This is a genomic window from Streptomyces sp. NPDC048254 (assembly GCF_043201895.1).
Classification (GTDB): domain Bacteria; phylum Actinomycetota; class Actinomycetes; order Streptomycetales; family Streptomycetaceae; genus Streptomyces.
Window position 1 is genome coordinate 407,556 of sequence record NZ_JBICZJ010000002.1, and the last position, 24,048, is coordinate 431,603.

Here is a 24,048-nt window from a genome sequence, read left to right on the forward strand (position 1 = left end):
TGCGGCTACCGCCGCGTGGGCGCGACCAGCCCCCACGGCGCCGCAGCCGACAGGACACGGCGCTTCCAGCGGAGCTACCGGCGCACGACCCGGCGCAGGTTGCGCGCCTTGCGGGCCATCCGGCGCACCGTCGCGTTGCGCGGCAGGAAGCCCAGCTGGGCCGGTACTCCGCCGGGCAGCGCGAGCGAGGTCAGGCGCTTGCGCTTGAAGTAGCGGACGGTCGTGTCGTTGAGGTGCTTGGTGAGATAGCGCTCGGTCTCCTGGCGCAGCTGCGGGTGGATCTTCGGCTGCATCGCGAAGCCCACCGCGCGGAGCAGCTCGGTGAGTTCACCGACGGTCAGCAGCGCGCGCTGCTCCTCGACGGCCTTGCGGTCGGTGAGCGGGGGCAGCAGCGCGTCGACGACGGTGACCGGGACGCGGTTGCTGTTCTCGTACGGGGTGAGCTTGTCCAGGAGCGTGTCGGTGCCGATCCGGGCGGTCGGCAGGCCGTACAGCGCGGACGCGGTGAGCAGCGCGGTGGAGAAGCAGCCGACGACCAGCGCGGGGCGCATCCTCTGGTACAGCACCTCGGCGAGGACCGTGGTGTCCAGGACGGTGAGGTCGACCTTGAGCTTCTCGGCCTCCTGCTCCAGGGTCCGCACGAAGCGGGCCGGGGCGGAGGGGTGCGGCTTGAACACGACCTTGGTGTGGCCGAGTTCGACGGCGCCCTGCAACATCCGGACGTGCAGGTTCTCCTCCTGCTCGGCGGAGAGGATGCCGAGCGCGGACAGGTACTGGCCGAGCAGCAGGGCCGGTTCCTCGATCGCCGGCAACTCGTCGCCGCTGGGCGCCAGTTCGGCCAGCACCTTGGTGAAGGCCGGGGTCGGCACGACCTCGCCGGGGACACCGAACTCGGTGAGCAGCATCGGCTTCAGGCCCGGCACCAGGTCGAGGTGGAGGACCCGGTCCACCCGGGTGCCGATCAGCGGGTCGATCTTGTTGCGGGTCGGGCCGTAGCTCATCAGGCCGTCGGCGTAGACCGTGACCGGGGCGCCGGTGAACATCTGGGTGAGGCTGAGCGAGGGGTTGACCTGGATGGACTCGACGGCGAGCTCCACGTCGTCGTCGCCGAGCCGCCACTCGTGGCGCAGGAAGCGTTCCCACAGGGGGAGGTCCTCGGGGCGCGGGGCCCAGCCGCCGGGGTGGAACGGGAAGATCGTCTCGTTGTACGAGATCACCTCGTCGAAGCGGTCCCGCAGCCGCTCGAAGCCGGGCGCCACGTCCAGGCCCGGGGTGGTCTCCGGGGTGGCCGCGTTGTTGCAGACCAGCAGGATGCGCCGGTCGGCCGGGCGGAAGACGCCGGAGTCCAGGGCGGCGGCGAGGGTGGCCGTGCCGTAGAGGGTGGACGCCTGGAAGATCTGGGTGGTCACGCGGCGGCCCCCGCGGGAGCGGGACGGCGGCGCAGCCGGCGCAGCTTGGTGGCGCGCTGGAGGTCCATGGAGTCCAGGGCCTCGTCGAGCACGTCCTGCGGCATGCGCCGCAGTGCGGCGGCACTCATGGATTTCAGCTTCTTCGCCACCGCGGGCTCGAACCTTTCGATGGATCCCAGGTGATGGGAAATGATGGCGCAGTAGGTGCGGACGGCCTTCGGCAGGAGTTCCTTCGCTTCCGCGTCCTGTGCGGTTTCCTCGATCACCTGGTCGAACGCGCGAATGAAGTCGAGCTGACGGACATCTCCGATCTGCGTGAGTGACGAGGCTACGCCACGCCGATAGAAGACGCCGAGCAGGTTCACCGCCGCGAAGGACTCGGCCTCCCGGTGCAGCTTCCAGATCCACGGCCGGTCCTCGGCCGTCCGCAGCCCGTCCGTGAAATGCACCAGCCCCTTGTCCACCAGACGGCGGTGGTAGACACCCGCCCACGCGTACGCGTAGTCGACGGAGGTCGTCCGGTCGGTCGGCAGGATCGCGTCCCGCGGGCTGAGCACCACGTTCCGGCGGCCGACCGGCACCCGGTGCACGGTGCGGGCCCGGGCGGTGCACTGCACATGATCGGTGCGGACGAAGTCGCAGCCCAGGGCCTCGACGGCGTCCACCAGCTGCGGGTAGTAGCCCGGCGCGAGCCAGTCGTCGCCGTCCAGGAAGGTCACGTACTCACCGCGCGCTTTGTCGATGCCGGTGTTGCGCGCGGTGGCCAGTCCTCCGTTCTGTTCGTGTCTGACATGGACCGCGCCGGGCAGCTCGCGCTCGGCGCGCGCGAGAATCTCTGGTGTCCCGTCGGTCGAGCAGTCGTCGACGAGAATGAATTCGAAGTCCTCACGCGCGTTCGCGCGCAGGCTCCTCAGGGTGTCGGGCGCGTATTGCTGCACGTTGTAGAACGGCACGATGACGGAGAGCTTGACCACGTGGTGGACGTTAGAGGGGCGCCCGTCATCCGTCCTGACTGCTGTCTTGACACCAGGTGAACGCCATGTGTCGAAGCTATGAATCAGGGCTTTTTCAAGGCTTATCCTGGGCTGATTCGCCATTCGGCGATGTGTTGTTAACCCTTTGTTGGATTCGGGTTCGGGAGATCCTCTCCATCGCTTCCTAGCGTCTTGGCTGTGCCAGCAAGTGCAACGAAGTCCCTGCGGGTGGCCGTCCTGGCGGATTCCGATACTCGGTGGAAGTGGGGGGCGCTCACCGCGAAGCGCCTGATCCCCAACGAAAGCGACAACTCGGACGTTCGGCTCGACGGTTACCTCCTGCGCGGCCGTGCCACCCCCACCGCCCGCCAGCTCCAGGAAGTCGGCGTCCACGCGGACTCGCTCCGCGAAGTGACGGCCGTCGAGTTCCTGCGTGCCATGGAAGCGGGCCCCGAGGGCCCCGAGGGCACGGAGTCGTACGACATCCTCGTCCTCTCCCTCGTCGGCGGCGGGGTGCAGGCGATGCTGCACGGGCTGCGCAGCGCCTTCGCCGGCCGCGAGAAGCGGCCCGTCGTCGTCACCGGCTATGTCGGCGTCGTCTACGAGAAGCTCGCCGACGGCCTGCTGCTGCGGCACGGCGCGGATCTGGTCCTCGCCAACTCCCGCCAGGACGCGGACCGTTTCCGGGCCGTGTACGACGGGGTCGGCGCCGACTCCTCCTCGGTCACCGAGGTCGCGCTGCCGTTCCTCGGCGGGGAGCCCTACGAGGGCGAACACGAGCCCTACACCGTGGTGTTCGCGGCCCAGCCCTCGGTCCCCGAGAGCCGCAAGGACCGTACGTACCTGCTCAACCGCCTCATCCGGCACGCCCGTCAGCATCCCGAGCGGGAGGTGCTGCTCAAGCTGCGCTCCAAGCCCGGCGAGCACACCACCCACATCGAGGAACTGCCGTACCAGAAGCTGGTCCAGGGCAAGGACGTGCCCGCCAACTTCCGCCTCGTGTACGGGCACATGGGCGAGGTGCTCGACCGCACGGACCTCATGGTCACCGTCAGCTCGACGGCCGCTCTGGAAGCCCTGCACCGGCGGATCCCCACCGTGGTCCTCACCGACCTCGGGGTCCGCGAGACGCTCGGCAACCACCACTTCGTCGGCTCCGGCTGCCTCGCCTCCTGGGACCAGCTCGACGCCGGACACCGCCCGGTGCCCGACGCCGAGTGGGTCTCGCGGCAGGGCGTCGCCGCCGACGGCTCCTACGCGACCGCGTTCGACGCGGGCCGCCAGCGGATCGCCAAGCTGCTCGGCCGGCCCGGCGGTCTGCCGCCCCTGAACCCGTACTACACACCCGAGACCGCGCCCGGTTACCTGCCCGGCATCCTGGCCCGCCACCACCTCGGCCCCGACGGTGTGCCGCTGCCCGGCGCGCCCGCCGCCGACAAGGCACCGGGCCCCGTCCGCCAGATCGTGCGCCGGGCCGCTCGCGGCGCCTACCGCCACGGCGTCCAGCGGGTGGCCCCCGTGATCCGACGAATGGGAGAGCTGTGAGCGACCGGATCCCGCGCCAAGGAGCCCAGCTCCACGCATCCGAAGGAACAGAGCCGATGTCCCACCCCGAAACGGTCGTACCCCGGGTACTCGCCGTGATCCCCGCGCGCGGCGGCTCCAAGGGCGTGCCCGCGAAGAACCTCCTCCCGGTCGGCGGCGTCCCGCTGGTCGCCCGCGCCGTCCGCGAGTGCCGCGCCTCCCGCCTGGTGACCGACGTCGTCGTCTCGACCGACGACCAGGCGATCGCCGCGGCCGCCCGGTCGGCCGGCGCCGAGGTGGTGCTGCGCCCCGCCGCCATCGCCGGTGACACCGCCACCTCCGAGGCCGCCGTCCTGCACGCCATGGACGCCCACGAGGCGCTGCACGGCGCCCCGGTGGACGTGGTGCTGCTCGTGCAGTGCACCAGCCCGTTCATCATCCGCGAGGACATCGACGGGGTGGCCGGCGCGATCGTCGAGAACGGCGCCGACACGGCCCTGACCGTGGCGGCCTTCCACGGCTTCGTCTGGCGCGACGAGGTGGACGCCCCGGTGCCGGTCGGTACCGACGCGGCCTCGGCGAGCGGCGGCTTCGGCGTCAACCACGACAAGTCCTTCCGCCCCCGCCGCCAGGACCGCCCCCAGGACTTCCTGGAGACCGGCGCCGCCTACGCGATGCGCGCCGACGGCTTCCGCGAGCACCGGCACCGTTTCTTCGGCCACACCGAGCTCGTGCGCACCGACCCGGCCCGCGTCCTGGAGATCGACGACCCGCACGACCTGGCCCGCGCCCGCGCGCTGGCCACCCTCTTCGACGCGGACCGTCCCGGTTCGCTGCCGACCGCCGACGACATCGACGCGGTCGTACTGGACTTCGACGGCACCCAGACCGACGACCGGGTGCTGATCGACGCCGATGGAAAGGAGTTCGTCTCCGTGCACCGCGGCGACGGACTCGGCATCGCCGCCCTGCGAAAGAGCGGGCTCAGGATGCTGATCCTCTCCACGGAGCAGAACCCGGTGGTCGCCGCCCGGGCCCGGAAGCTACAGATCCCGGTCCTGCACGGCATCGACCGCAAGGACCTCGCACTCAAGCAGTGGTGCGAGGAGCAGGGCATCGCTCCCGAGCGCGTGCTCTACGTCGGAAACGACGTCAATGACCTCCCGTGCTTCGCCCTCGTGGGCTGGCCCGTGGCGGTCGCGAGCGCCCACGACGTCGTACGCGGCGCCGCACGCGCGGTCACCACCGTCCCGGGTGGCGACGGCGCGATCCGAGAGATCGCCAGCTGGATCCTCGGCCCCTCTCTCGATTCCCTCCCGAAGTAAGGACACCCCACAGTCATGAGCAACTCCCGTCTGCGCACGTTCGGTTCCCGTGAGGTCGGCCCCGGCAAGCCCGTCTACATCTGCGGCGAGATCGGCATCAACCACAACGGTGAGCTGGAGAACGCCTTCAAGCTGATCGACGTCGCCGCCGAGGCCGGCTGTGACGCCGTCAAGTTCCAGAAGCGCACCCCGGAGATCTGCACCCCGCGCGACCAGTGGGACATCGAGCGTGACACCCCCTGGGGTCGCATGACCTACATCGACTACCGCCACCGCGTGGAGTTCGGTGAGGACGAGTACCGCCAGATCGACGAGTACTGCAAGAGCAGGAACATCGCCTGGTTCGCCTCCCCGTGGGACACCGAGGCAGTCGCCTTCCTGGAGAAGTTCGACGTCCCGGCCCACAAGGTCGCCTCCGCGTCCCTGACGGACGACGAGCTGCTGAAGGCGCTGCGCGCCACCGGCCGCTCGGTCATCCTGTCCACCGGCATGTCCACCCCGAAGCAGATCCGCCACGCGGTCGAGGTCCTGGGCAGCGACAACATCCTGCTCTGCCACGCCACCTCCACCTACCCGGCGAAGGCCGAGGAGCTCAACCTCCGCGTGATCAACACGCTGGAGAAGGAGTACCCGAACGTCCCGATCGGCTACTCCGGCCACGAGACGGGCCTGCAGACCACGCTCGCCGCGGTCGCCCTCGGCGCCACCTTCGTCGAGCGCCACATCACCCTGGACCGTGCCATGTGGGGCTCCGACCAGGCCGCCTCCGTCGAGCCGCAGGGCCTCACCCGCCTGGTCCGCGACATCCGCACCATCTCGGCCTCCCTCGGTGACGGCGTCAAGAAGGTCTACGACTCCGAGCTCGGCCCGATGAAGAAGCTGCGCCGCGTCACCGGTGTCGTCGCCGAGGCGGAGATCGCCGCGGCGGCCGGCGAGCCGGTCCAGGTCTGACACCGCTGAAATCCTGAAGTTACGTCTGTTGTGTTACGACGACGGGACGGTCGTACGTCGATGAGCCCCCGCGCCGGGAACCCCGGCCCCCCCACACTCGCGTTCGTCGAGAGCCCGGTGCAACTGCTGAACGTGCTGGAGTGGGCGCATGTCCACGCCCTGCGCGGGGCGGTGGAGCCGGTGCCGACGGTGCCCCCGCAGGCCCGCCGCGCATCGGTCGCCATATCGGCGGCGGCACCCGGCGCGGAACTCACGATCGTCGTCCTGTCCCCGACGGACCCCATGACCCGGGGCCAGCTGCGCCGCATGGCGGACCTGGCCCGTGACGAGGGCTACCGGGTCCGCTGGGAGGAAGCCCGGGGCGGCACCACCGCCCCCTTCCACACGATCGGCGGCCTGGCGGCTTCCCTCCGCCGGGCCGACCGGATCGTGATGGGGGATCCTTTCTCCCGTTACGTACAGCTCCTGCTGACGATCACCCGCGCCCGTGACCTGGTCGTCGTCGACGACGGCACGGCGACGATGGAGTTCGTGGCCCAGCTGGCGCGCGGCGAACGCCTGGTCCGCTGGCACCGCAAGGGCGGCCGCCCGGGCGCCCGGGACCTGCTCTTCGCCCCCGTCTCCTCCTCGGCCCGGCGCCGCCTCACGCCCAGCGACCGCCGCCGGGTGGAGGTCTTCTCCTCCATGCCGGTGACGGAGACCCCGGCGGGCGTGACGGTCACCGCGAACGACTTCGGCTGGACCAGAGCGCGCTTCGGCCCGCCGCGCATCACCAAGGGCGCCGACATGGTCGGCACGTCCCTGGTGGAGACCGGGGTGGTGGACGGCGACCGCTATCTGGAGGCCGTCCAGAGCCTGGCGAAGGCACACGGCGCGACGCGCTACTTCGCGCACCGCAGGGAGAGCACGGAGAAGCTGCACCGCCTCGCGGGGGAGACGGGACTGGAGATAGTCCGCCCGGACCTCCCGCTGGAACTGATCGCCCGCCGCGGCCCGATCGGCCGTACGATCCTGAGCTTCCCCTCGACCGTCGTCCACACGCTTCCCCTTGCCCTGGCCGGCACGGGCGTTCGCGTCGCGGTCTGCGACATCGACCCGGCGTGGCTGACCGACAGCGCCTCACCTCGCGCGCAGGGCTTCCTGTCGGGCGTCACGGGCACGGCGAAGGACGTGCACCGGCTGACGGCGGTCACCAGCCTGGCGTAGCCGGCCGGTCGGCCGGGTCGGCCGGCCGGCGGTGGTCAGTCGGCCGGCGGCGGGTCCTTGCGCGGGCCGAAGCCCGCGTCCGGCGGGGTCATGCGCTCGCCGAAGCCGCCGCCGGGCAGCGGTTCCGTGTGCTCGGGGCGCGCGCGCAGGCCGTCCAGCAGCAGCCGCAGATAGCGCCGCCACAGCTCCGGTTCACCGCTGCGGTCGGTGACCGCCCCCAGCATCTGCTGGATCATCACCAGGTCCCAGGGCTCGGCGTCGGCGCGCAGCACGCCCTGCTCCCTGGCCCGCTCGACCACGCGATCGACGTGGCCCTTGATCCGCTCCCCGAACTCCGACCCCCGCGGCGCCGTCCGGTCGGTGCCGAGCAGCACCTCGCGCAGGCCGCGGTCGAGGGCGTGCAGTTCCGCCACCCGCTCCAGGCTGGTCGCCAGTCCCCGCCAGGCGTCGGGGTCCTCGGCACCCTCCCTCGTGGCCTCCTCGACGCGGCCGAGCATGTCGTCGAAGACCGCGTCGATCAGCGCCTCCTTGTTGGGGAAGCGCCGATACGCCGTACCCACCCCGACCCCGGCGTGACGCGCGACGTCGTCCAGGGTCGCGCTCAGCCCGCGCTCACGGAACACCTCGCGGGCGGCGGCGATGAGCCGGAGCCGGTTGAGCTCGGCGTCGCGTCGCAGCCGGGGCGCGCCGGATCCGCCCGGCTCACCCGATGCGCGGGGCGGCGCCATACAGGGGTCTCGCTTCCGAAAGGCGTGTGATCGTCGGCCCACATCGTACTCACCTCGGCAGACACGAACCGGAGATGGGATCTCCGGTTCGTGTTACGGTGGCGGCCCAGTGAATCCGGAGATGCCATCTCCGCTTAACGTCGTCACGTGCTGCCCTCGGGAGACTCTGCGATGCCTCGACCTGTCACACCCGGAACACCGCCCCGCCGCCGGACGGGCGCCGCCCTGGCCACGGCCGCGCTCCTGGCCGCGATCGGCCTGACCGCCTGTGGATCCGACGACTCGACGGACACGGCGTCCTCGGCGTCCTCGGCGTCCGGATCCGCCTCCCCTGCCGCCTCCGCCTGCCCGGCGGACACGGCGGGGATACCGCAGGGCCGGGGCAGCGGCATGCCGTCCGGGGGCGCGGGAACGGGCGCGCAGAGCCTCGGCCAGGCCAAGACGATCAAGAAGACCGACAACAGCACCAGCACCGTCATCGACCCCGAGGGCGCGGCGATCACCTGCGACACGTCGGCGCTCACGACGACCGACGACATCACCTACTCGTCGCCGACCACCAAGGGCACCACGACCGACCTGAAGCTCGACATCCAGGTGCCCAGGACCTCGGGGAAGAAGCCGCTGGTGGTGTATGTGACGGGCGGCGGCTGGCAGTTGGCCGACCGCACCGGCAACCTCGCCCAGCGCACCTACATCGCCGACCAGGGTTATGCGGTGGCCAGCATCCAGTACCGCACCGTGGCCGACGGTGCCACCTACAAGGACGCCCTCGCCGACGTGAAGTCCGCGATCCGCTATCTGCGCGCGCACGCCGGCACCTACGGCATCGACACGGACCACGTCTTCGTGTGGGGCCAGTCGGCGGGCGGCTACCTCGCGGCCATGACCGGTGTCACCAACGGCGACAAGACGTACGACACCGGCGGCGACCTCGGCCAGAGCAGCGAAGTCCAGGGCGTGGTGGACGAGTTCGGCCCGGCCGACCTGTCGCAGCTGGCCGCGGACTACGACCGGGCCGCCAAGGACAGCAACTACGCGGCGGGCAACGCCTCCGCGCAGTGGGTCTACGGTCCCGGCACCGACAGGTCGGTGAAGCAGTACACCGCCCAGGTGGCCGCCGCCGACCCCGCCACCCACATCTCCTCCGCCACGCCGCCGTTCCTGCTGATGCACGGCACCGCCGACCCGCTGGTCTCGCCCAGCCAGACGCTGAACCTCTTCACCGCGCTGAAGGGCAAGGGCGTCGACGCCGAACGCGTGGTGCTCACGGGCGCGGGCCACGGCGACGTGAGCTTCGGCGCGGCGATCTCCAGCGCCGCCCCGGGCGCCTCGGCCTCGGGCGCCTCGACTTCGGGCGGCTCGTCCGCGGCGGCGGACGCGAAGCCCTGGTCGACCAAGGAGACGATGGGCTACATCAAGGACTTCCTGGCGAGCCACTCCCGGTCGTAGCGCTCACCGTGATCACGGTCTTGCCGCGGGCGTGCCCCCCTTCCACATGGCGCACGCCCGCGGCGGTGTCGGCCAGCGGATACGTCCGGTCGACCACCGGGGTCAGCCGGCCGGCCGCCACGAGCGCGGTCACGGCGAGCAGGTCCTGGTGGACCGGCCCGTCCGGGACCGCGGGGAGGATCGGCCGGAGCCGCTGCCGTACGACGGCGTCGACCGCGACGATCCGCAGCATCGAGCCGACCGCGCCGAAGAGCCGGCCGGGCGAACCGCCGCCGTTGGCCACCAGGATCCCGTGCGGGGCGAGCGCCCGGCGCAGCCGGCCCGGCGGGCGGTTGCCGACGTTGTCGAGGATGACGTCGTAGCGCTCGCCCCGGTCGGTGAAGTCCTCGCGGGTGTGGTCGACGACGTGCGCGGCGCCGAGGGAACGCACCAGGTCGACATTGCGGGTGCCGCACACCCCGGTCACCTCCGCGTCCAGGGCCGCCGCGATCTGCACGGCGAAGGTGCCGACGCCACCCCCGGCCCCGTTCACCAGCACCCGCCGCCCGGCCTCGACCCGGCCGACGGTCCGGATGCCGCGCAGCGCGGTCACCGCCGCCATCGGCACCGCCGCGGCCTCCTCGAAGGTGAGGCCGGCGGGCTTGGGTACCAGCAGGTCTGTTCATGGCGACGAGCATCGCGCCGCCCACCGCGGAACACTGGCGCAAAACGGACCTCGTGGTCGGCGCCGGCCTACTGGGGGAGTCGCGCCGTTCTCAGACTCCGGAGGAAGGCGGCGAAGGCTTCGGCCGGAAAGCTCAGGACGGCCCTGGCCGGGACCTTGGAGTCGCGGACGGATATGTGGGTGGGGGAGTTCGCTATCTCCACGCAGGAGTCGCCGTCGCCGGGGCCGGAATGGGACGACTTCCGCCAGGTGTCCATCGGGTTCCTCATAGCTCTTTCGACAGTTTGTGGATGAAGTCGCGTGAGCGCCCGGGGTCGAGCGATGCGGCCTCCACCTTATGAAAGAGCGTTCGAAAGACGCCCAGCTGTGCCTCGGAGTCGATGAAGGCCGCTCCCTGCGGGCCGTCGCGTACGACGGTGTCCAGCTTCGGTACCGCGCCTCCCGCGTACGTCATGGCGCTCGCGGCTCTGGTGAACCCCTCCAGGTGGAAGGGGATGACGCGGACGGTGACATGTCCCGCCTCCGACGCCTCCAGGACGTGGGTGAGCTGGGTCCGTGAGGTGTTGCGGTCGCCGACCATGATGCGCAGCGCCGCCTCGTGGACGACTGCCTCGTAGGGGGTCTCGCCGGCGGTTGCCGCGCGTCGCATCCGATGGCGAACGCGCAACTCGACTTCCTCGGCTGGGAGTTCCGGAACCCGGTCGGAGAAGACGGCGCGAGCGTAGTCCTCCGTCTGAAGAGGTCCGGGAATGAACAGGAACTGGACCTCCTGCAGGAAGGTCGCGTGGTGCTCGAGCTCGGCGAGATCGAGAAACGGCGTCGGCAGCAGCTCCCGGTACTCCTCCCACCAGCCTTTGGTCCGGTCGCTCGCCATGGCCGCGAGGGCGTCGACCAACCCATGGTCCGTGCAGGCATAGTTCGAGGTGAGACGGCGCAGCCGCTTCTCGCTCACGCCCGAGATTCCCGACTCGATCTGGCTGATGGCCGGAGCGGTGACCCCGAGTAGGGCTGCTGCCTCCCGTGCCGTGAGGCCGGCCGCATCACGGAGCCTGCGCAGCTCGACCGCTAAGCGCAACTGACGCGCTGTCGGCTCGCTCCTCAGTGCCATCGACTGCCCTCCCAAAGCGCCTGAGCACGTGGCTCGTTCGGTGTCACTTTACGGGACCGGCTTGCGATGTATAAACACTTACACCTACCGTCGGTGACGCAACGCACACGCTACGGAAGCGCACCGCACCGTCATGCGGCGATGCCACCGTGCGTTAAATCCCCTTCACCTGACCGGAGTTGATGACGCATGCCCGAAACCTGGGAGTACACGCTCTCCATCCCCAACGACCTCAGAGCGGTCACGATCTGCCGCCGCACCCTCCGCCTGATCCTGACGATGCACGGCCTGATCGGTCTCGCCGACACGGCGGAGCTGCTGGCGGCGGAGCTGGTGTCCAATGCCGTACGGCACACGAAGGGGCCCGCCGCGCTGAGGGTCCGGCGTTCCCCGGAGGGCGTCGTGTGGATCGGGGCGTGGGATGCGGATCCCGTGCCTCCGGAGCCGCCGGGGTCGTTGGAGGCGGTGACGGGCCTCGAAGAGGCGGGGCGGGGGCTGGGGCTGGTGGTGGCGTGCGCCGACTGCTGGGGCTGGCAGCCGTCCGCACGGTTCGGGGACCGGGGCAAATACGTGTGGTGCGAGTTGGGGGTGGCGTGATGGTGGGGTCGACGCATGAGGCGTTGCACCGGATCTTCCAGAAGGATCCGGGGTTGCTGACGCATGCGTTACAGCGGGTGCTGGGGGTGCGGTTTCCCGAGACGCGGGAGATCGCGGCGATGAACGTGGATCTGACGGAGATTGAGCCGGTCGAGCGTCGGGTGGACACGTTGTTGCGGGCGGAGACGGACGAGGGGACGTATCTCCTCGTGGTCGAGTCGCAGGGGGAGGTGGACCAGCGGAAGCGGGGGAGTTGGCCGTACTACCTGTCGTATCTCTACGAGAAGTACCGGTGTGAGCCGGTGCTGATCGTGATCACGCAGAGCAGTGCGACGGCGCGGTGGGCGGCGCAGCCGATTCAGCTGGGGCTGCGGGGGTGGGAGTCGCTGACGGTGCGTCCGCTGGTGCTGGGGCCGGACAACGTGCCGGTGATCGCGGATGTGCGGGAGGCCGAGGACGATGTCCCCCTTGCGGTGCTCTCGGCGATGACACACGGGCGGGGCCGGCAGGCCCCGGCCATACTGGAGTCGCTGGCAGCCGCCCTGAAAACCATCGACCGCGACAGCGCCGCGGTCTTCGTGCAGTTCGTCGACTCGTGCCTGGTTGATCCTCAGGCGAAGCAGATGTGGAGGGACCTGATGACGGCGATCCAGTACTTCTGGCGACACCCGCTGGCGGAGCAGGTGCGCGAGGAAGGCCGGGAAGAAGGCCGGGAAGAAGGGCGTGTGCAGGAACGGGCTGAGATGGTTCTGCGGCTCCTGGAGTGGCGTGGGCTCGCGGTGACCGGCGCCGTGCGCGAGCAAGTGCACGCCTGCACCGACCTGGACCGGCTTGAGACCTGGGCCCAGCGCGCCATGCACGTCACGGACGCCGCGGAGCTGTTCGCCGAGGAGTGAGCGTCGGGGCCGCCCGCTTCCCGGCAGTGTCGTGCTTCCGCGAGACGAGTCAAGGGCGCTGCGCGTCGCCTTCGGCGATGACCCTTCGGGTCACCCTTGACACGGCTCGCTCCAGCACGGGGGAGAAGCGAGCGGGCGGCCCGGAGATGCGGGGACCCGGCCGGGGTTTTCGGAGGCCGTGGGTTGGGGGCTCGCCGTCGGCCGGCGGGTGCGGTCCCGGCTCGGGGCACGCCGGGTGGCTGGGGTGGGTTTGGTGGATGTGTGCCAGCCGGGTACGGGGAGAGGCCCGGGGGCAGGGTGGGCGGTGTGGGAATGGGTGGCACGGATCCCCCCTTAGTTGCCGGCGCCTGGCGCCTGGCGCCTGGCGCCTGGCGCCTGGCGGCTGGGGCGACCCGTGTCGGGCGGGTCCGGGAGGTGTCCCCCCGGCCGGTGGGGGAAGTCGGGGGGTGCGGAGGCTGCCGCGTTCAGTGGTGGCGCGGATGGAGGGCGGGATCGCGTGCGTACCGTCGGAGTGGAGGAGGAGCTTCTGCTCGTCGACCCGGAGTCGGGGGAGCCCAAGGCGTCGGCGGCCGCGGTGCTGGCCCGGGCCGCGTTGGCGGATCCGGGGCAGGACGTGTTCGAGAAGGAGCTCTACGGGCAGATGCTGGAGTTCGCCACCCAGCCGCAGTCGGACATGACGGACCTGGGAGAGGAGATCGTGCGGTGCCGTAAAGAGGCCGCGCGGCTCGCCGGGGAGCTCGGGTGCGCCGTTGCCGCGCTCGCCAGCTCGCCGCTGCCGGTCAGCCCCTCCGTCAGTGTGAACCGGCGCTACCAGTGGATGGCCGAGCAGTACGGGATCTCGACCCGTGAGCAACTGGTCTGCGGGTGCCATGTGCATGTTGCCGTGGAGTCGGACGAGGAGGGGGTGGGCGTTCTGGACCGGGTGCGGGCCTGGCTGCCCGTGCTCGTCGCCGTCAGCGCCAATTCCCCTTTCTGGCAGGGCCGGGACTCCGGGTACGCCAGTTACCGCAGCCGGGTGTGGGCACGCTGGCCGTCCGCCGGACCGGCGGAACTGTTCCGGTCCGCGGCGCGGTACCACCGCCTGGTCACGGACATGGTGGCCACCGGCGTCATCCTGGACGAGGGGATGGTCTACTTCGACGCCCGGCTCGCCCGGCGCTTTCCGACCGTGGAGATCCGGGTCGCCGACGTGTGCCTGCGCGCCGGGACCGCCGTGCTCGTGGCCGCGCTGGCCCGTGCCCTGGTGGAGACCGCGGGGCGGGAGTGGCGGGCCGGACAGGAGCCCGTCGACCACGGCGTGGCGCTGGCGCGGATGGCCGGCTGGCGCGCCGCCCGCTCGGGACTGGGCGGGGAACTGCTCGATCCCGTCACCCTGCGGCCCCGGCCGGCGAAGGCGGTCCTGGACGCCCTGCTGGCGCACACCCGGGACGCCCTCGCGGACAGCGGCGACCTGGCGATGGTGGAAGAGGCCGTCCAGCGGCTGCTGCGGGACGGCAACGGCGCCGACGAACAGCGGCGGCTGCTGGCGGACACCGGCAGCCTGCGGGACGTCGTCACCGAGTGTGCGCGCCGTACCCAGGTAGCTCAGCTCTGATGCCCCCGGCCGCCGCGCCCCTCCGTACGGTCAGGGCTTGCGGGCCAGTACGAACGCCCGCGGCCACTTCTCCTCGTCCAGCGGCTCGCGGATCAGGGTGGCCGCCACCTCCAGGCCCGCCTTGGCGAGCATGTCGCCCACCGCGTACGCGGGGCGCCAGTAGTAGTGGAGGTCGATCTCGTGGCCGAAGCGTTCGGTGACGTGGAGGCCGGCCTGTTCGCCCTTCTGGAAGGCCAGCAGGACGTGGCCGCCGGGGACCAGGGCGCGGTGGAAGCCGGCGAAGGTCGCCGGAAGGCGGTCGTCGGGGATGTGGATGATCGAGTAGAGGGCGAGGATGCCGCCCAGGGTCGCGTCGGGCAGGTCCAGGGACGTCATCGAACCCCGGTGGAAGCGCAGCGCGGGGTGGGCCTCGCGGGCCAGGGTGACCATGGCGGGGGAGAGGTCGATGCCGAAGGCCGGGACCCCCAGCTCGTTCAGGTGCGCGGTGATGTGACCGGGGCCGCTGCCCAGGTCGGCCACGGGGGCGGTGCCGTTCGCCTTCACCAGCTGGGCGAAGGCGGCGATCAGGGACAGGTCCACCGGCCGGTCGGGGAGGCCGGGGTAGGCGGCGGAGTAGTCCTTCGCGATCGCGTCGTAGGACGTACGGGTGGTTTCTATGAAGTCGGTCGTCTCCGGATCCGTCACGGTCGCGCACGCTACCGGGCGGGCGTGCCGCGCGTGGCGAAGTCGCCGTTCCGGCCAGGTTCCGTTTCGGTACGTGGACAGAAACGGCGTGATTGCCGTGCAGCGTGGTATCCGTGGAAGAGGAAACATAGGTTTTACCCAGCCACGTCCGAGGTCATGCCATCGCGGTCAGATTTTCTTCCCCTAACGGGCTGAACTTTTGTTGATCTCGGGGCAGTTGACCCCCCGGGCGTCCTACCCTTCAGAGGGTGAACCAATTGATGTCCCTAGAGTCCGAGGCCGACCTCCCAGGGGATGTGCTCCCCGGCGTGCTCAGCGAGGAGCTGCACGCCGAACTCGTAGCCTTCCGGCGCGACCTGCACATGCACCCCGAGCTAGGCAACCAGGAGTTCCGCACCACGGCCGCGATCAAGGAACGGCTGGAGAAGGCCGGTCTGAGGCCGCGGGTGCTCTCCATGGGAACCGGGCTCATCTGTGACATCGGGCCCGAGGCCGGCGGGCTGCCCGTGCTCGCCCTGCGCGCCGACATCGACGCCCTGCCGATCCCGGACATGAAGACCGAGTGCGCCTACCGGTCCACCGTGCCGGACCGGGCGCACGCGTGCGGGCACGACGTGCACACGGCCGTGGTGCTGGGTGCCGGGCTGGTCCTCGCGGAGCTGCACGAGCGGGGGCTGCTGCCGCGGCCCGTACGGCTGCTCTTCCAGCCCGCCGAGGAGGTGCTGCCCGGCGGCGCCGCCGACGCCATCGGGTCCGGGGCGCTGGACGGGGTGGGGCAGATCATCGCCGTGCACTGCGACCCCAGGGTGGACGCGGGGCGGATCGGGCTCAGGAACGGCGCCATCACCAGCGCCTGCGACCGCATCGAGGTGGCGCTGGACGGGCCCGGCGGGCACACCGCCCGGCCGCATCTGACCACCGACATGGTCACCGCCGCCGCCCGGGTCGCCGTCGACGTGCCTGCGCTCATCGCGCGGCGCGTGGACAGCCGCAGCGGGCTCGCCGTGACCTGGGGGCGGATCGAGTCCGGGCACGCGCCCAACGTCATCCCGCAGCACGCCGAGCTCTCCGGGACCGTGCGGTGCCTGGACCTGGCCGCCTGGCGGCAGGCTCCCGACGTGGTGCACGCGGCGATCGACGAGGTCGCGACCCTGCACCGGGCCAAGTCCGAGATCAACTACGTACGCGGGGTGCCGCCGGTCGTCAACGACCCGGTGGTCACCGAACTGCTGCGGGACGCGATGACCGCCCGGCGCGGCACCGACTCCATCGAGACCACCGAGCAGAGCCTCGGCGGCGAGGACTTCTCCTGGTACCTGGAGCACGTGCCGGGCGCGCTGGCGCGGCTCGGGGTGCGGACGCCGGGCGAGCGGACCGTGCGTGACCTGCACCAGGGTGACTTCGACGCCGACGAGCGGGCCATCACGGTCGGGGTGGAGCTGTTCACGGCCGCCGCCCTCATCGACGCGACCCGCTAGCGGGACGGCGGCAGTCGTATCGAAAGGCTGGAGAAACGGTCACCTGGCCCCAGGGGACGAAGGCGCCCGATCGGCGCCTCTTCGTCCCCTTGTGTCACCCCGGCGTAACCCGCGACCTCTCCTTGTAACCCGGGGGCGGCACGGTTCGATAACGGCAATGAGAAACCCCGTTCCCCTCCCCGTCTACGCGCGTTACTGTGCGCCGAAATCGCCACCGCAGGTGGCCGATTGGGGAAGCGGGCCGGTGACGGTGCCGTGGGGACGAAGGGGTGCTTGCTGTGCGTTTTGTCTCTAGGGGAATCTCTCGCAGAACGAGGGCCTCCCAAGCCGCGGTGACCGTCGCCGTCATCGCCCTCGCCGCCGCCGGATGCGGTAAGTCCAGCCAGGACAGTGGTGACACGGCCACGAACTCGTCCGGCAAGTACAACGGCAAGGGCATAGGCCTTGCCTACGACATCGGCGGCAAGGGCGACCAGTCCTTCAACGACGCCGCCTACGCCGGCTTCCAGAAGGCCGAGAAGGACTTCGGCATCGGCGGCTCGGACATCGAGCCGCAGGACGGCGAGTCCGACGCCGACAAGGTGCAGCGCCTCAACACGCTCGCCAAGGCCGGCTACAACCCGATCATCGGGGTCGGCTACTCCTACGCGCCCGCCGTCAAGGAGGTCGCCGCCAAGTACCCGAACATCACCTTCGGCATGATCGACGACTCGACGATCAACGAGAAGAACGTCGTCGACATGGTCTTCGCGGCCGAGCAGTCGTCGTACCTCGCGGGTGTCGCCGCCGCCTCGGCCACCAAGAAGGACCACATCGGCTTCATCGGCGGCGTGGACATCCCGCTGATCCACACCTTCGAGGCCGGGTTCGACCAGGGCGCCAAGTCGGTCAACCCGAAGATCAAGATCGAGTCGCAGTACCTGACCCAGACCGCGGCCGAGGGCGGCTTCTCCAGCCCGGACAAGGGCAAGACCGCGGCCCAGGGGCAGATCGACTCCGGTGCCGACGTCATCTACCACGCGGCCGGTCTCTCCGGTCAGGGCGTGATCGAAGCCGCCGCCACCGCCAAGGTGTGGGCGATCGGCGTCGACTCCGACCAGTACGCGCAGGACGCGCTCGCCAAGTACAAGGACTACATCCTCGGCTCCGCGCTGAAGAACGTCGGCGGCGCGGTGTACGACCTGGTGAAGTCCGTCTACGAGGGCAAGCCGGAGAGCGGTGTCGTCAACGGCACCCTGAAGACCGGCGGGGTCGGCTTCGCGGACACCAACCCGAAGTACAAGGCCCTCACCAAGGTCGTCGCGGCCGTCGACAAGGCCAAGCAGGACATCATCGACGGCAAGGTCACCGTCAACACCAAGTGATCCGGCATATATGCGCGGCCGGGTGAGCCGGTCGTACGCGCGTGCGGCCGGCTGAGCGCCGCCGTTGCAGTCCCTGCGCCCCTTGCCTCCTGCAAGGGGCGCACTGCTGTGCGTAGCCTTGGACGGTGACTGTGGCCACAGCTAGATAACGGACCGGACATTGGGGGTTTTCCGGTTCGTCTACGCGCGTTACGCTGCCGCGGAACCAGCGCCTGGTTTGGGCGCTTGCACAAAGGAGTCAAGTTCCATGCGCCGGGTGTCCCGTATCGCGGTTGCAGGCGTTGCAACCGCAGCTCTCGCCGTCACAGTCTCCGCCTGTGGCAGCTCCTCCACCTCGTCCTCCGCGAGCAAGGGCAAGGACCTCGGTCTGGCTCTCGCCTACGACGTCGGCGGCAAGGGCGACCAGTCCTTCAACGACGCCGCGACCGCCGGCATGGACAAGGCCGACCAGCAGTACGGCTACAAGTCCACCGCCGTCGAGCCGCAGGACGGCGAGTCGGACGCGGACAAGGCGCAGCGCCTGGAGACCCTGGCCAAGGCCGGCTACAACCCGGTGATCGGCGTCGGCTACTCCTACGCGCCGGCCGTCAAGGAGGTCGCGGCGAAGTTCCCGAAGGTCACCTTCGGCATCATCGACGACAACACCATCAAGGCCGACAACGTCGCCGACCTCGTCTTCCACGAGGAGCAGGCGTCCTACCTGGCCGGTGTCGCCGCCGCCAAGGCCACCAAGACCAACACCGTGGGCTTCGTCGGCGGTGTGGACGTGCCGCTGATCCACAAGTTCGAGGCCGGCTTCGAGCAGGGCGTCGCGGACACCAAGAAGGGCGTCAAGGTCAAGTCGCAGTACCTGACCGAGACCGCCGCCGAGGGCGGCTTCTCCAGCCCCGACAAGGGCGAGAACGCGGCCGACGGCCAGATCGACGCCGGTGCGGACGTCGTCTACGCCGCCGCCGGCCTCTCCGGCCAGGGCGTCATCAAGTCCGCCGCCGCGCACAAGGTGTGGGCGATCGGCGTCGACTCGGACCAGTACAAGCAGGACGCGCTGGCCCAGTACAAGGACTCCATCCTCACCTCGGCCATGAAGGACGTCGCGGGCGCGGTCTACAACCTGGCCAAGTCCGTCCACGACGGCAAGCCGGAGACCGGCGAGATCCGCGCCAGCCTGGCCACCGGCGGCGTGAGCCTGTCCGACTCCAACCCGACCTTCAAGAACAACGCCGCCATGCAGGCCGCGATCAAGAAGGCCGAGGACGGCATCAAGAACGGTTCGATCACGGTCAAGACCTCCTGACCCAGGGGTCATGATCTTGTCGTAGACATGGTCAAAGGCGCGCCGTAATGGCAGCGTTACGGCCACGGAACGGGGTGCGGGCAGGATTTTCCTCCCGCGCCCCTGCCGTAGACCCGGATCCCGACGGGCTACGGCGGGGACCCACCCCGTTCGCGCGGCAGAATGCTCGGAACGGATCGAGAGTCAAAAAAGCTCGGTCAGGTCCGGGCACTATTTAAAGCAGGGGCGCTACGCGCGTAGATGGCCCCGTTCCCGAGGAGAGTGCGCCATCGACGCGTCCAGCAGCCCTCCGCTCACCGCAGAGACGACAGCCGCGGTCGAGCTGGCGGGGATCACCAAGCGATTCCCGGGTGTCGTAGCCAACCACGACATCCACCTGTCGGTCCGCAAGGGCACCGTCCATGCCCTCGTCGGTGAGAACGGCGCCGGCAAGTCGACCCTGATGAAGATCCTCTACGGCATGCAGAAGCCGGACGAGGGCACCATCGCGATCGGCGGCGAGCAGGTCACCTTCGCGTCCCCGGCCGACGCCATCGCGCGCGGCATCGGCATGGTCCACCAGCACTTCATGCTGGCCGACAACCTGACCGTCCTCGAGAACGTCGTGCTCGGCAGCGAGAAGCTGTACGGCATCGGCGGCAACGCCCGGAAGAAGATCCGCGAGATCTCCGACCGGTACGGCCTCGGCATCCGCCCCGACGCCCTGGTCGAGGACCTCGGTGTCGCCGACCGGCAGCGCGTGGAGATCCTCAAGGTCCTCTACCGCGGCGCCAAGACCCTGATCCTCGACGAGCCCACCGCCGTCCTCGTCCCGCAGGAGGTCGACGCACTCTTCGACAACCTGCGGGAGCTGAAGTCCGAGGGCCTGTCGGTCATCTTCATCTCGCACAAGCTCGGCGAGGTGCTGTCGGTGGCCGACGACATCACCGTCATCCGCCGCGGTACGACCGTCGGGACCGCGATCCCCTCCGAGACCACCCCGCGCCAGCTCGCCGAGCTGATGGTCGGCAGCGAGCTGCCCACCCCGGAGACCGCCGAGTCCACGGTCACCGACAAGCCGGTCATCACCGTCCGCAACCTCACCGTCTACGCCAGCGGCGGCGCCTCCCTCGGCGAGCTCGGCGCGCAGCCCGAGACCGCGACCCCCGGCTCGGCCGGTGCCACGGCCGGCGCCGACGTCCTCACCGAGGCCACCACCCCCGGCGCGGCCAAGCGCGTCCTCGACGACGTCACCTTCACCATCCACGCCGGCGAGGTCATGGGCATCGCCGGCGTCGAGGGCAACGGCCAGACCGAGCTGATCGACGCCCTGATCGGCACCCGCAACGCCGACTCCGGCATCGTCGAGTTCCTCGGCGAGGACGTCACCCCCTGGGCGACCCGCAAGCGCCGTGAGTCCGGTATCGGCTACATCCCCGAGGACCGGCACCGCCAGGGCCTGCTCCTGGAGTCGCCGCTCTGGGAGAACCGCATCCTCGGCCATGTCACCGAGAAGCCCAACGCGAAGGGCTTCTGGCTGGACATCAAGGGCGCCCAGGCCGACACCCGCCGGATCGTCGAGGAGTACGACGTCCGCACCCCCGGGATCGACGTCACCGCCGCCTCCCTCTCCGGCGGCAACCAGCAGAAGCTGATCGTCGGCCGCGAGATGAGCCACAGCCCGAAGTTCCTGATCGCCGCCCACCCCACCCGCGGTGTGGACGTCGGCGCCCAGGCGCAGATCTGGGACCGCATCCGGGAAGCCCGCCGGGAGGGCCTGGCCGTGCTGCTGATCTCCGCCGACCTCGACGAGCTGATCGGCCTGTCGGACACGCTCCGCGTGATCTTCGACGGAAAGCTGGTCGCGGACGCCGACCCGGCCACCATCACCCCGGAGGAGCTGGGCTCCGCCATGACGGGTGCCGCGTCCGGCCACCTGGAACACGTAGACACCGCCCCAGAAGCACACGATGGCGCCGCTGGTCCGGAGGACGAGGCCCGATGAAGAAGTTCGACAAGGAGCGGGTGCTCCTCGCGCTGGCCGGCCCGGTCATCGCGCTCGTCCTCGCGATCGCACTGACGTCGATCGTGCTGCTCGCCTCGAACCGCAACCCGTTCGAGCCGTACTCCCTGATGCTCCAGCAGCTGCCGTACTCGGACATCCAGGTGCTGATCATCAACCAGGCGGCGATGTACTACATCGCGGCCATCGCGGTCGCCCTCGGCTTCCGGATGAACCTGTTCAACATCGGCGTCGACGGCCAGTACCGCCTCGCCGCCGTGATGACGGCCGTGGTCGGCGCCAACATCGGCCTGCCCGCCTTCCTGCAGATCCCGATGCTGCTCCTGGTCGCCATGTTCACCGGCGCCTTCTGGGCCGGCATCGCGGGCGTCCTCAAGGTCACCCGAGGGGTCAGCGAGGTCGTCTCCACGATCATGCTGAACGCCATCGCCACCAGCGTCATCGGCTATGTCACCCTCGCCAACATCTGGGGTGTCCAGGTCGGCAACAACATGACGACCGGCGACATGAAGAAGTCCGGCTGGTTCCCGGGCATCAACCTGGGCTCGGACGTCGGCGAGATCTACGGCATGGTGTTCGTCGCCATCGCCCTCGGCATCGCCTACTGGGTGGTCCTCAACCGCACCCGCTTCGGCTTCGACCTGCGCGCCACCGGCGCCTCCGAGTCCGCCGCGGCCGCCTCCGGCGTCGACGCCAAGCGCATGGTCCTCATCTCCATGCTGATCTCCGGCGCGGTCTCCGGTCTCGCGGGCCTGCCGCTGCTGCTCGGCGACACCCACACCTACAGCCTGAGCTTCCCGGCCGGCCTCGGCTTCACCGCCATCGGCATCGCCCTGCTCGGCCGCAACAACCCCGGCGGCATCGCCTTCGCCGCCCTGCTCTGGGCCTTCCTCGACAAGGCCTCGCCCGCCCTCGACTACGCGACCCCGGTGGCGTACGAGAAGGAGATCGCCACGATCATGCAGGGCCTGATCGTCTTCTCCGTGGTCATCTCCTACGAAGCCGTACGCCAGTGGGGCCTGCGCCGCCAGCAGCGCCAGGTCGGCGCGGAGCTCGCCGCGGCCGCCGCCCAGAACACCAAGAAGGAGGTGGCGGCCTGATGTCCACCGCGACCATCGCCAAGCCGCAGGCGAAGCAGCCCGGCAAGGGCGGCCGCCGAATGTCGCTCCCGGTACTCCTGCTGGTCATCGCCGGCGTACTGATCCTGACCTCGGCCGTCCGCCTGATCACCGGCGCCGACGGCATCACCTCCACCGGCCAGATGTCCACCGCGCTGCGCCTCGCCGTGCCGATCGGCCTCGCCGGTCTGGGCGGTCTGTGGGCCGAGCGCGCGGGCGTCGTCAACATCGGCCTCGAAGGCATGATGATCCTCGGCACCTGGTTCGGCGCCTGGGCCGGCTACCAGTGGGGCCCCTGGGTCGGCGTGATCTTCGGCATCATCGGCGGCGCGCTCGGCGCCCTGCTGCACGCTGTCGCGACCGTCACCTTCAACGTCAACCACATCGTCTCCGGTGTGGCCCTGAACATCCTCGCCCTGGGCGCCACCCGCTACCTCTCGAAGTTCACCTTCGAGGACGCCGCCGGCGGCTCCTCCAAGCAGTCCCCGCCGATCGACTCGCTCGGCACCTTCAGCGTGCCAGGCCTGTCCGACTGGCTGAACACGCTCAACGAGAAGCACTGGTTCCTGATCTCCGACCTCGGCGGCCTGGTCGGCGGTCTGCTCACCGACCTCTCGCCGCTGACGGTGATCGCGGTGGCCCTCGTACCGATCACCTGGTGGGTCCTGTGGCGCACCGCCTTCGGCCTGCGCCTGCGCTCCTGTGGTGAGAACCCGGTCGCGGCCGAGTCCCTCGGCGTCAACGTCTACAAGTACAAGTACATCGCGGTGATCATCAGCGGTGGCTTCGCCGGCCTCGGCGGCGCGTTCCTCTCGATCGTGGCCTCGAACGTCTACCTGGACGGCCAGACGGCCGGCCGCGGTTACATCGGTCTCGCCGCGATGATCTTCGGCAACTGGATGCCGGGCGGACTGGCGCTCGGCGCGGGCCTGTTCGGCTACACCGACAGCCTCAACCTGCGCGGCGGCACCGTCAACGTGCACGCGCTGATCCTGCTGCTCGCGATCCTGCTGGTCTTCGGCGCGGTCTACCTGGCCTGGCGCAAGAAGTACGTCCCGGCCGTCATCACGATCGTCATCTCGGTCCTGATGTTCATCTGGTACGCCTCCACCAACGAGGTCCCGCGTCAGCTCGTGACCGCGACCCCGTACCTCGTCACCCTGCTGGTGCTCTCGCTGTCCGCGCAGTCCCTGCGGATGCCGAAGGCGGACGGCCTGCCGTACCGGAAGGGGCAGGGCAAGTGACCACCGCGGCCGCCGGCTTCGACTGGGAGACCCTGCGGGCCGAGGCCCGCGAGGCGATGTCCCACGCGTACGCCCCCTACTCCGGCTTCCCGGTCGGGGTCGCGGCCCTGGTGGACGACGGCCGCACGGTCACCGGCTGCAACGTGGAGAACGCGTCGTACGGCCTGGGCCTGTGCGCCGAGTGCGGTCTTGTCTCCCAGCTCCAGCGCACGGGCGGCGGCCGGCTGACCCACTTCACCTGCGTGGACGGCACGGGCGGCCTGCTCGTCCCGTGCGGCCGCTGCCGCCAGCTGCTCTACGAGTTCGGCGGCCCGGACCTCCTCCTGGACACTCCGGAGGGCGTCCTGCCCCTCTCCGAGATGCTGCCCCAGGCCTTCGGCCCGGCCCATCTCACCAAGTAACTCCCGTACGGCCCCTCCTCGCCGGGAGGGGCCGT

Annotated in this window: 21 protein-coding genes and 1 pseudogene; 15 read left to right on the top strand and 7 right to left on the bottom strand. The window is 70.3% G+C overall.

Translation table 11 applies throughout. The features are described from left to right. Positions 1–74: 74 nt before the first annotated feature. Both ACGFZQ_RS07170 and ACGFZQ_RS07175 read right to left on the bottom strand, forming a co-directional pair. On the bottom strand, positions 75–1,409 hold the full coding sequence (locus ACGFZQ_RS07170) for an alpha-2,8-polysialyltransferase family protein (RefSeq protein ID WP_393839507.1): 1,335 nt from the start codon (positions 1,407–1,409) through the stop codon (positions 75–77). Next, entirely contained in the window at positions 1,406–2,383 is a 978-nt protein-coding gene (locus ACGFZQ_RS07175; protein ID WP_351742250.1) for a glycosyltransferase family 2 protein, read from the bottom strand. Before ACGFZQ_RS07175 ends, ACGFZQ_RS07170 begins: the two co-directional genes overlap by 4 nt. 198 nt (positions 2,384–2,581) lie before the next feature. On the opposite strand from ACGFZQ_RS07175, the gene ACGFZQ_RS07180 reads away from it, so the two are divergent. The 4 genes from ACGFZQ_RS07180 to ACGFZQ_RS07195 are packed head-to-tail and all read left to right on the top strand — an operon-like array spanning position 2,582 to position 7,389. Further along, on the top strand, positions 2,582–3,928 hold the full coding sequence (locus ACGFZQ_RS07180) for a DUF6716 putative glycosyltransferase (protein ID WP_393839508.1): 1,347 nt from the start codon (positions 2,582–2,584) through the stop codon (positions 3,926–3,928). Between the two features lie 56 nt (positions 3,929–3,984). Then, on the top strand, positions 3,985–5,232 hold the full coding sequence (locus tag ACGFZQ_RS07185) for a cytidylyltransferase domain-containing protein (protein WP_393839509.1): 1,248 nt from the start codon (positions 3,985–3,987) through the stop codon (positions 5,230–5,232). Between the two features lie 15 nt (positions 5,233–5,247). Next, the gene (locus ACGFZQ_RS07190; protein ID WP_393839510.1) at positions 5,248–6,183 is read left to right on the top strand and encodes an N-acetylneuraminate synthase family protein; all 936 of its coding nucleotides are present in this window, start codon (positions 5,248–5,250) and stop codon (positions 6,181–6,183) included. Positions 6,184–6,243: 60 nt separating this feature from the next. After that, positions 6,244–7,389 (top strand): hypothetical protein, encoded by a 1,146-nt coding sequence (locus ACGFZQ_RS07195; RefSeq protein WP_393839511.1) that lies wholly within the window; start codon positions 6,244–6,246, stop codon positions 7,387–7,389. Positions 7,390–7,424: 35 nt separating this feature from the next. Here the strand turns inward: ACGFZQ_RS07195 and ACGFZQ_RS07200 are convergent, their stop codons facing one another. Continuing rightward, a complete protein-coding gene (locus tag ACGFZQ_RS07200) occupies positions 7,425–8,117 on the bottom strand; it encodes a TetR/AcrR family transcriptional regulator (protein ID WP_393839512.1) in 693 nt (230 codons plus the stop codon). A gap of 171 nt (positions 8,118–8,288) precedes the next feature. Here ACGFZQ_RS07200 and ACGFZQ_RS07205 point away from each other — a divergent pair, with 171 nt between their 5' ends. After that, a complete protein-coding gene (locus ACGFZQ_RS07205) occupies positions 8,289–9,569 on the top strand; it encodes a prolyl oligopeptidase family serine peptidase (RefSeq protein ID WP_393839513.1) in 1,281 nt (426 codons plus the stop codon). On the opposite strand, the pseudogene ACGFZQ_RS07210 reads toward ACGFZQ_RS07205, so the two are convergent. The 3 genes and pseudogenes from ACGFZQ_RS07210 to ACGFZQ_RS07220 all read right to left on the bottom strand — a co-directional run. After that, positions 9,535–10,224, bottom strand: a pseudogene (locus ACGFZQ_RS07210) (NAD(P)-dependent alcohol dehydrogenase); the annotation flags it as partial. The gene ACGFZQ_RS07205 and the pseudogene ACGFZQ_RS07210 sit on opposite strands and share 35 nt — an antisense overlap. Before the next feature lie 77 nt (positions 10,225–10,301). After that, positions 10,302–10,490: a DUF397 domain-containing protein gene (locus tag ACGFZQ_RS07215; RefSeq protein ID WP_393839514.1), complete on the bottom strand. Its 189-nt coding sequence runs from the start codon at positions 10,488–10,490 to the stop codon at positions 10,302–10,304. A gap of 8 nt (positions 10,491–10,498) precedes the next feature. After that, the gene (locus ACGFZQ_RS07220; protein ID WP_393839515.1) at positions 10,499–11,341 is read right to left on the bottom strand and encodes a helix-turn-helix domain-containing protein; all 843 of its coding nucleotides are present in this window, start codon (positions 11,339–11,341) and stop codon (positions 10,499–10,501) included. Between the two features lie 189 nt (positions 11,342–11,530). Between ACGFZQ_RS07220 and ACGFZQ_RS07225 the strand changes: the two genes are divergently transcribed. The 3 genes from ACGFZQ_RS07225 (at position 11,531) to ACGFZQ_RS07235 (ending at position 14,428) form a co-directional block, all read left to right on the top strand. Next, the gene (locus ACGFZQ_RS07225; protein ID WP_393839516.1) at positions 11,531–11,938 is read left to right on the top strand and encodes an ATP-binding protein; all 408 of its coding nucleotides are present in this window, start codon (positions 11,531–11,533) and stop codon (positions 11,936–11,938) included. Further along, positions 11,938–12,834: a hypothetical protein gene (locus ACGFZQ_RS07230; protein ID WP_393839517.1), complete on the top strand. Its 897-nt coding sequence runs from the start codon at positions 11,938–11,940 to the stop codon at positions 12,832–12,834. Before ACGFZQ_RS07225 ends, ACGFZQ_RS07230 begins: the two co-directional genes overlap by 1 nt. A gap of 496 nt (positions 12,835–13,330) precedes the next feature. Further along, entirely contained in the window at positions 13,331–14,428 is a 1,098-nt protein-coding gene (locus ACGFZQ_RS07235) for a glutamate--cysteine ligase (protein WP_351748697.1), read from the top strand. A gap of 30 nt (positions 14,429–14,458) precedes the next feature. Here the strand turns inward: ACGFZQ_RS07235 and ACGFZQ_RS07240 are convergent, their stop codons facing one another. Continuing rightward, positions 14,459–15,112 carry a class I SAM-dependent methyltransferase gene (locus ACGFZQ_RS07240; protein ID WP_351748699.1) on the bottom strand — a complete coding sequence of 218 codons (654 nt, stop codon included), beginning with the start codon at positions 15,110–15,112 and terminating at the stop codon, positions 14,459–14,461. A 260-nt stretch (positions 15,113–15,372) separates the two neighbouring features. Here ACGFZQ_RS07240 and ACGFZQ_RS07245 point away from each other — a divergent pair, with 260 nt between their 5' ends. The 7 genes from ACGFZQ_RS07245 (at position 15,373) to ACGFZQ_RS07275 (ending at position 24,013) form a co-directional block, all read left to right on the top strand. Next, a complete protein-coding gene (locus ACGFZQ_RS07245; RefSeq protein WP_351748701.1) occupies positions 15,373–16,590 on the top strand; it encodes an amidohydrolase in 1,218 nt (405 codons plus the stop codon). A 332-nt stretch (positions 16,591–16,922) separates the two neighbouring features. After that, entirely contained in the window at positions 16,923–17,954 is a 1,032-nt protein-coding gene (locus ACGFZQ_RS07250; protein ID WP_393839518.1) for a BMP family protein, read from the top strand. A gap of 247 nt (positions 17,955–18,201) precedes the next feature. Next, positions 18,202–19,248: a BMP family ABC transporter substrate-binding protein gene (locus ACGFZQ_RS07255; protein ID WP_351748705.1), complete on the top strand. Its 1,047-nt coding sequence runs from the start codon at positions 18,202–18,204 to the stop codon at positions 19,246–19,248. A 268-nt stretch (positions 19,249–19,516) separates the two neighbouring features. Further along, positions 19,517–21,232, top strand: a complete 1,716-nt coding sequence (locus ACGFZQ_RS07260; protein WP_351748735.1) for an ABC transporter ATP-binding protein — start codon at positions 19,517–19,519, stop codon at positions 21,230–21,232. Further along, on the top strand, positions 21,229–22,350 hold the full coding sequence (locus ACGFZQ_RS07265; RefSeq protein WP_351748706.1) for an ABC transporter permease: 1,122 nt from the start codon (positions 21,229–21,231) through the stop codon (positions 22,348–22,350). Before ACGFZQ_RS07260 ends, ACGFZQ_RS07265 begins: the two co-directional genes overlap by 4 nt. Further along, complete coding sequence (locus ACGFZQ_RS07270) at positions 22,350–23,612, top strand: ABC transporter permease (protein ID WP_393839519.1); 1,263 nt, start codon at positions 22,350–22,352, stop codon at positions 23,610–23,612. The genes ACGFZQ_RS07265 and ACGFZQ_RS07270 overlap by 1 nt, the downstream gene beginning before the upstream one ends. Then, on the top strand, positions 23,609–24,013 hold the full coding sequence (locus ACGFZQ_RS07275) for a cytidine deaminase (RefSeq protein ID WP_382533160.1): 405 nt from the start codon (positions 23,609–23,611) through the stop codon (positions 24,011–24,013). The genes ACGFZQ_RS07270 and ACGFZQ_RS07275 overlap by 4 nt, the downstream gene beginning before the upstream one ends. Positions 24,014–24,048 lie beyond the last annotated feature (35 nt).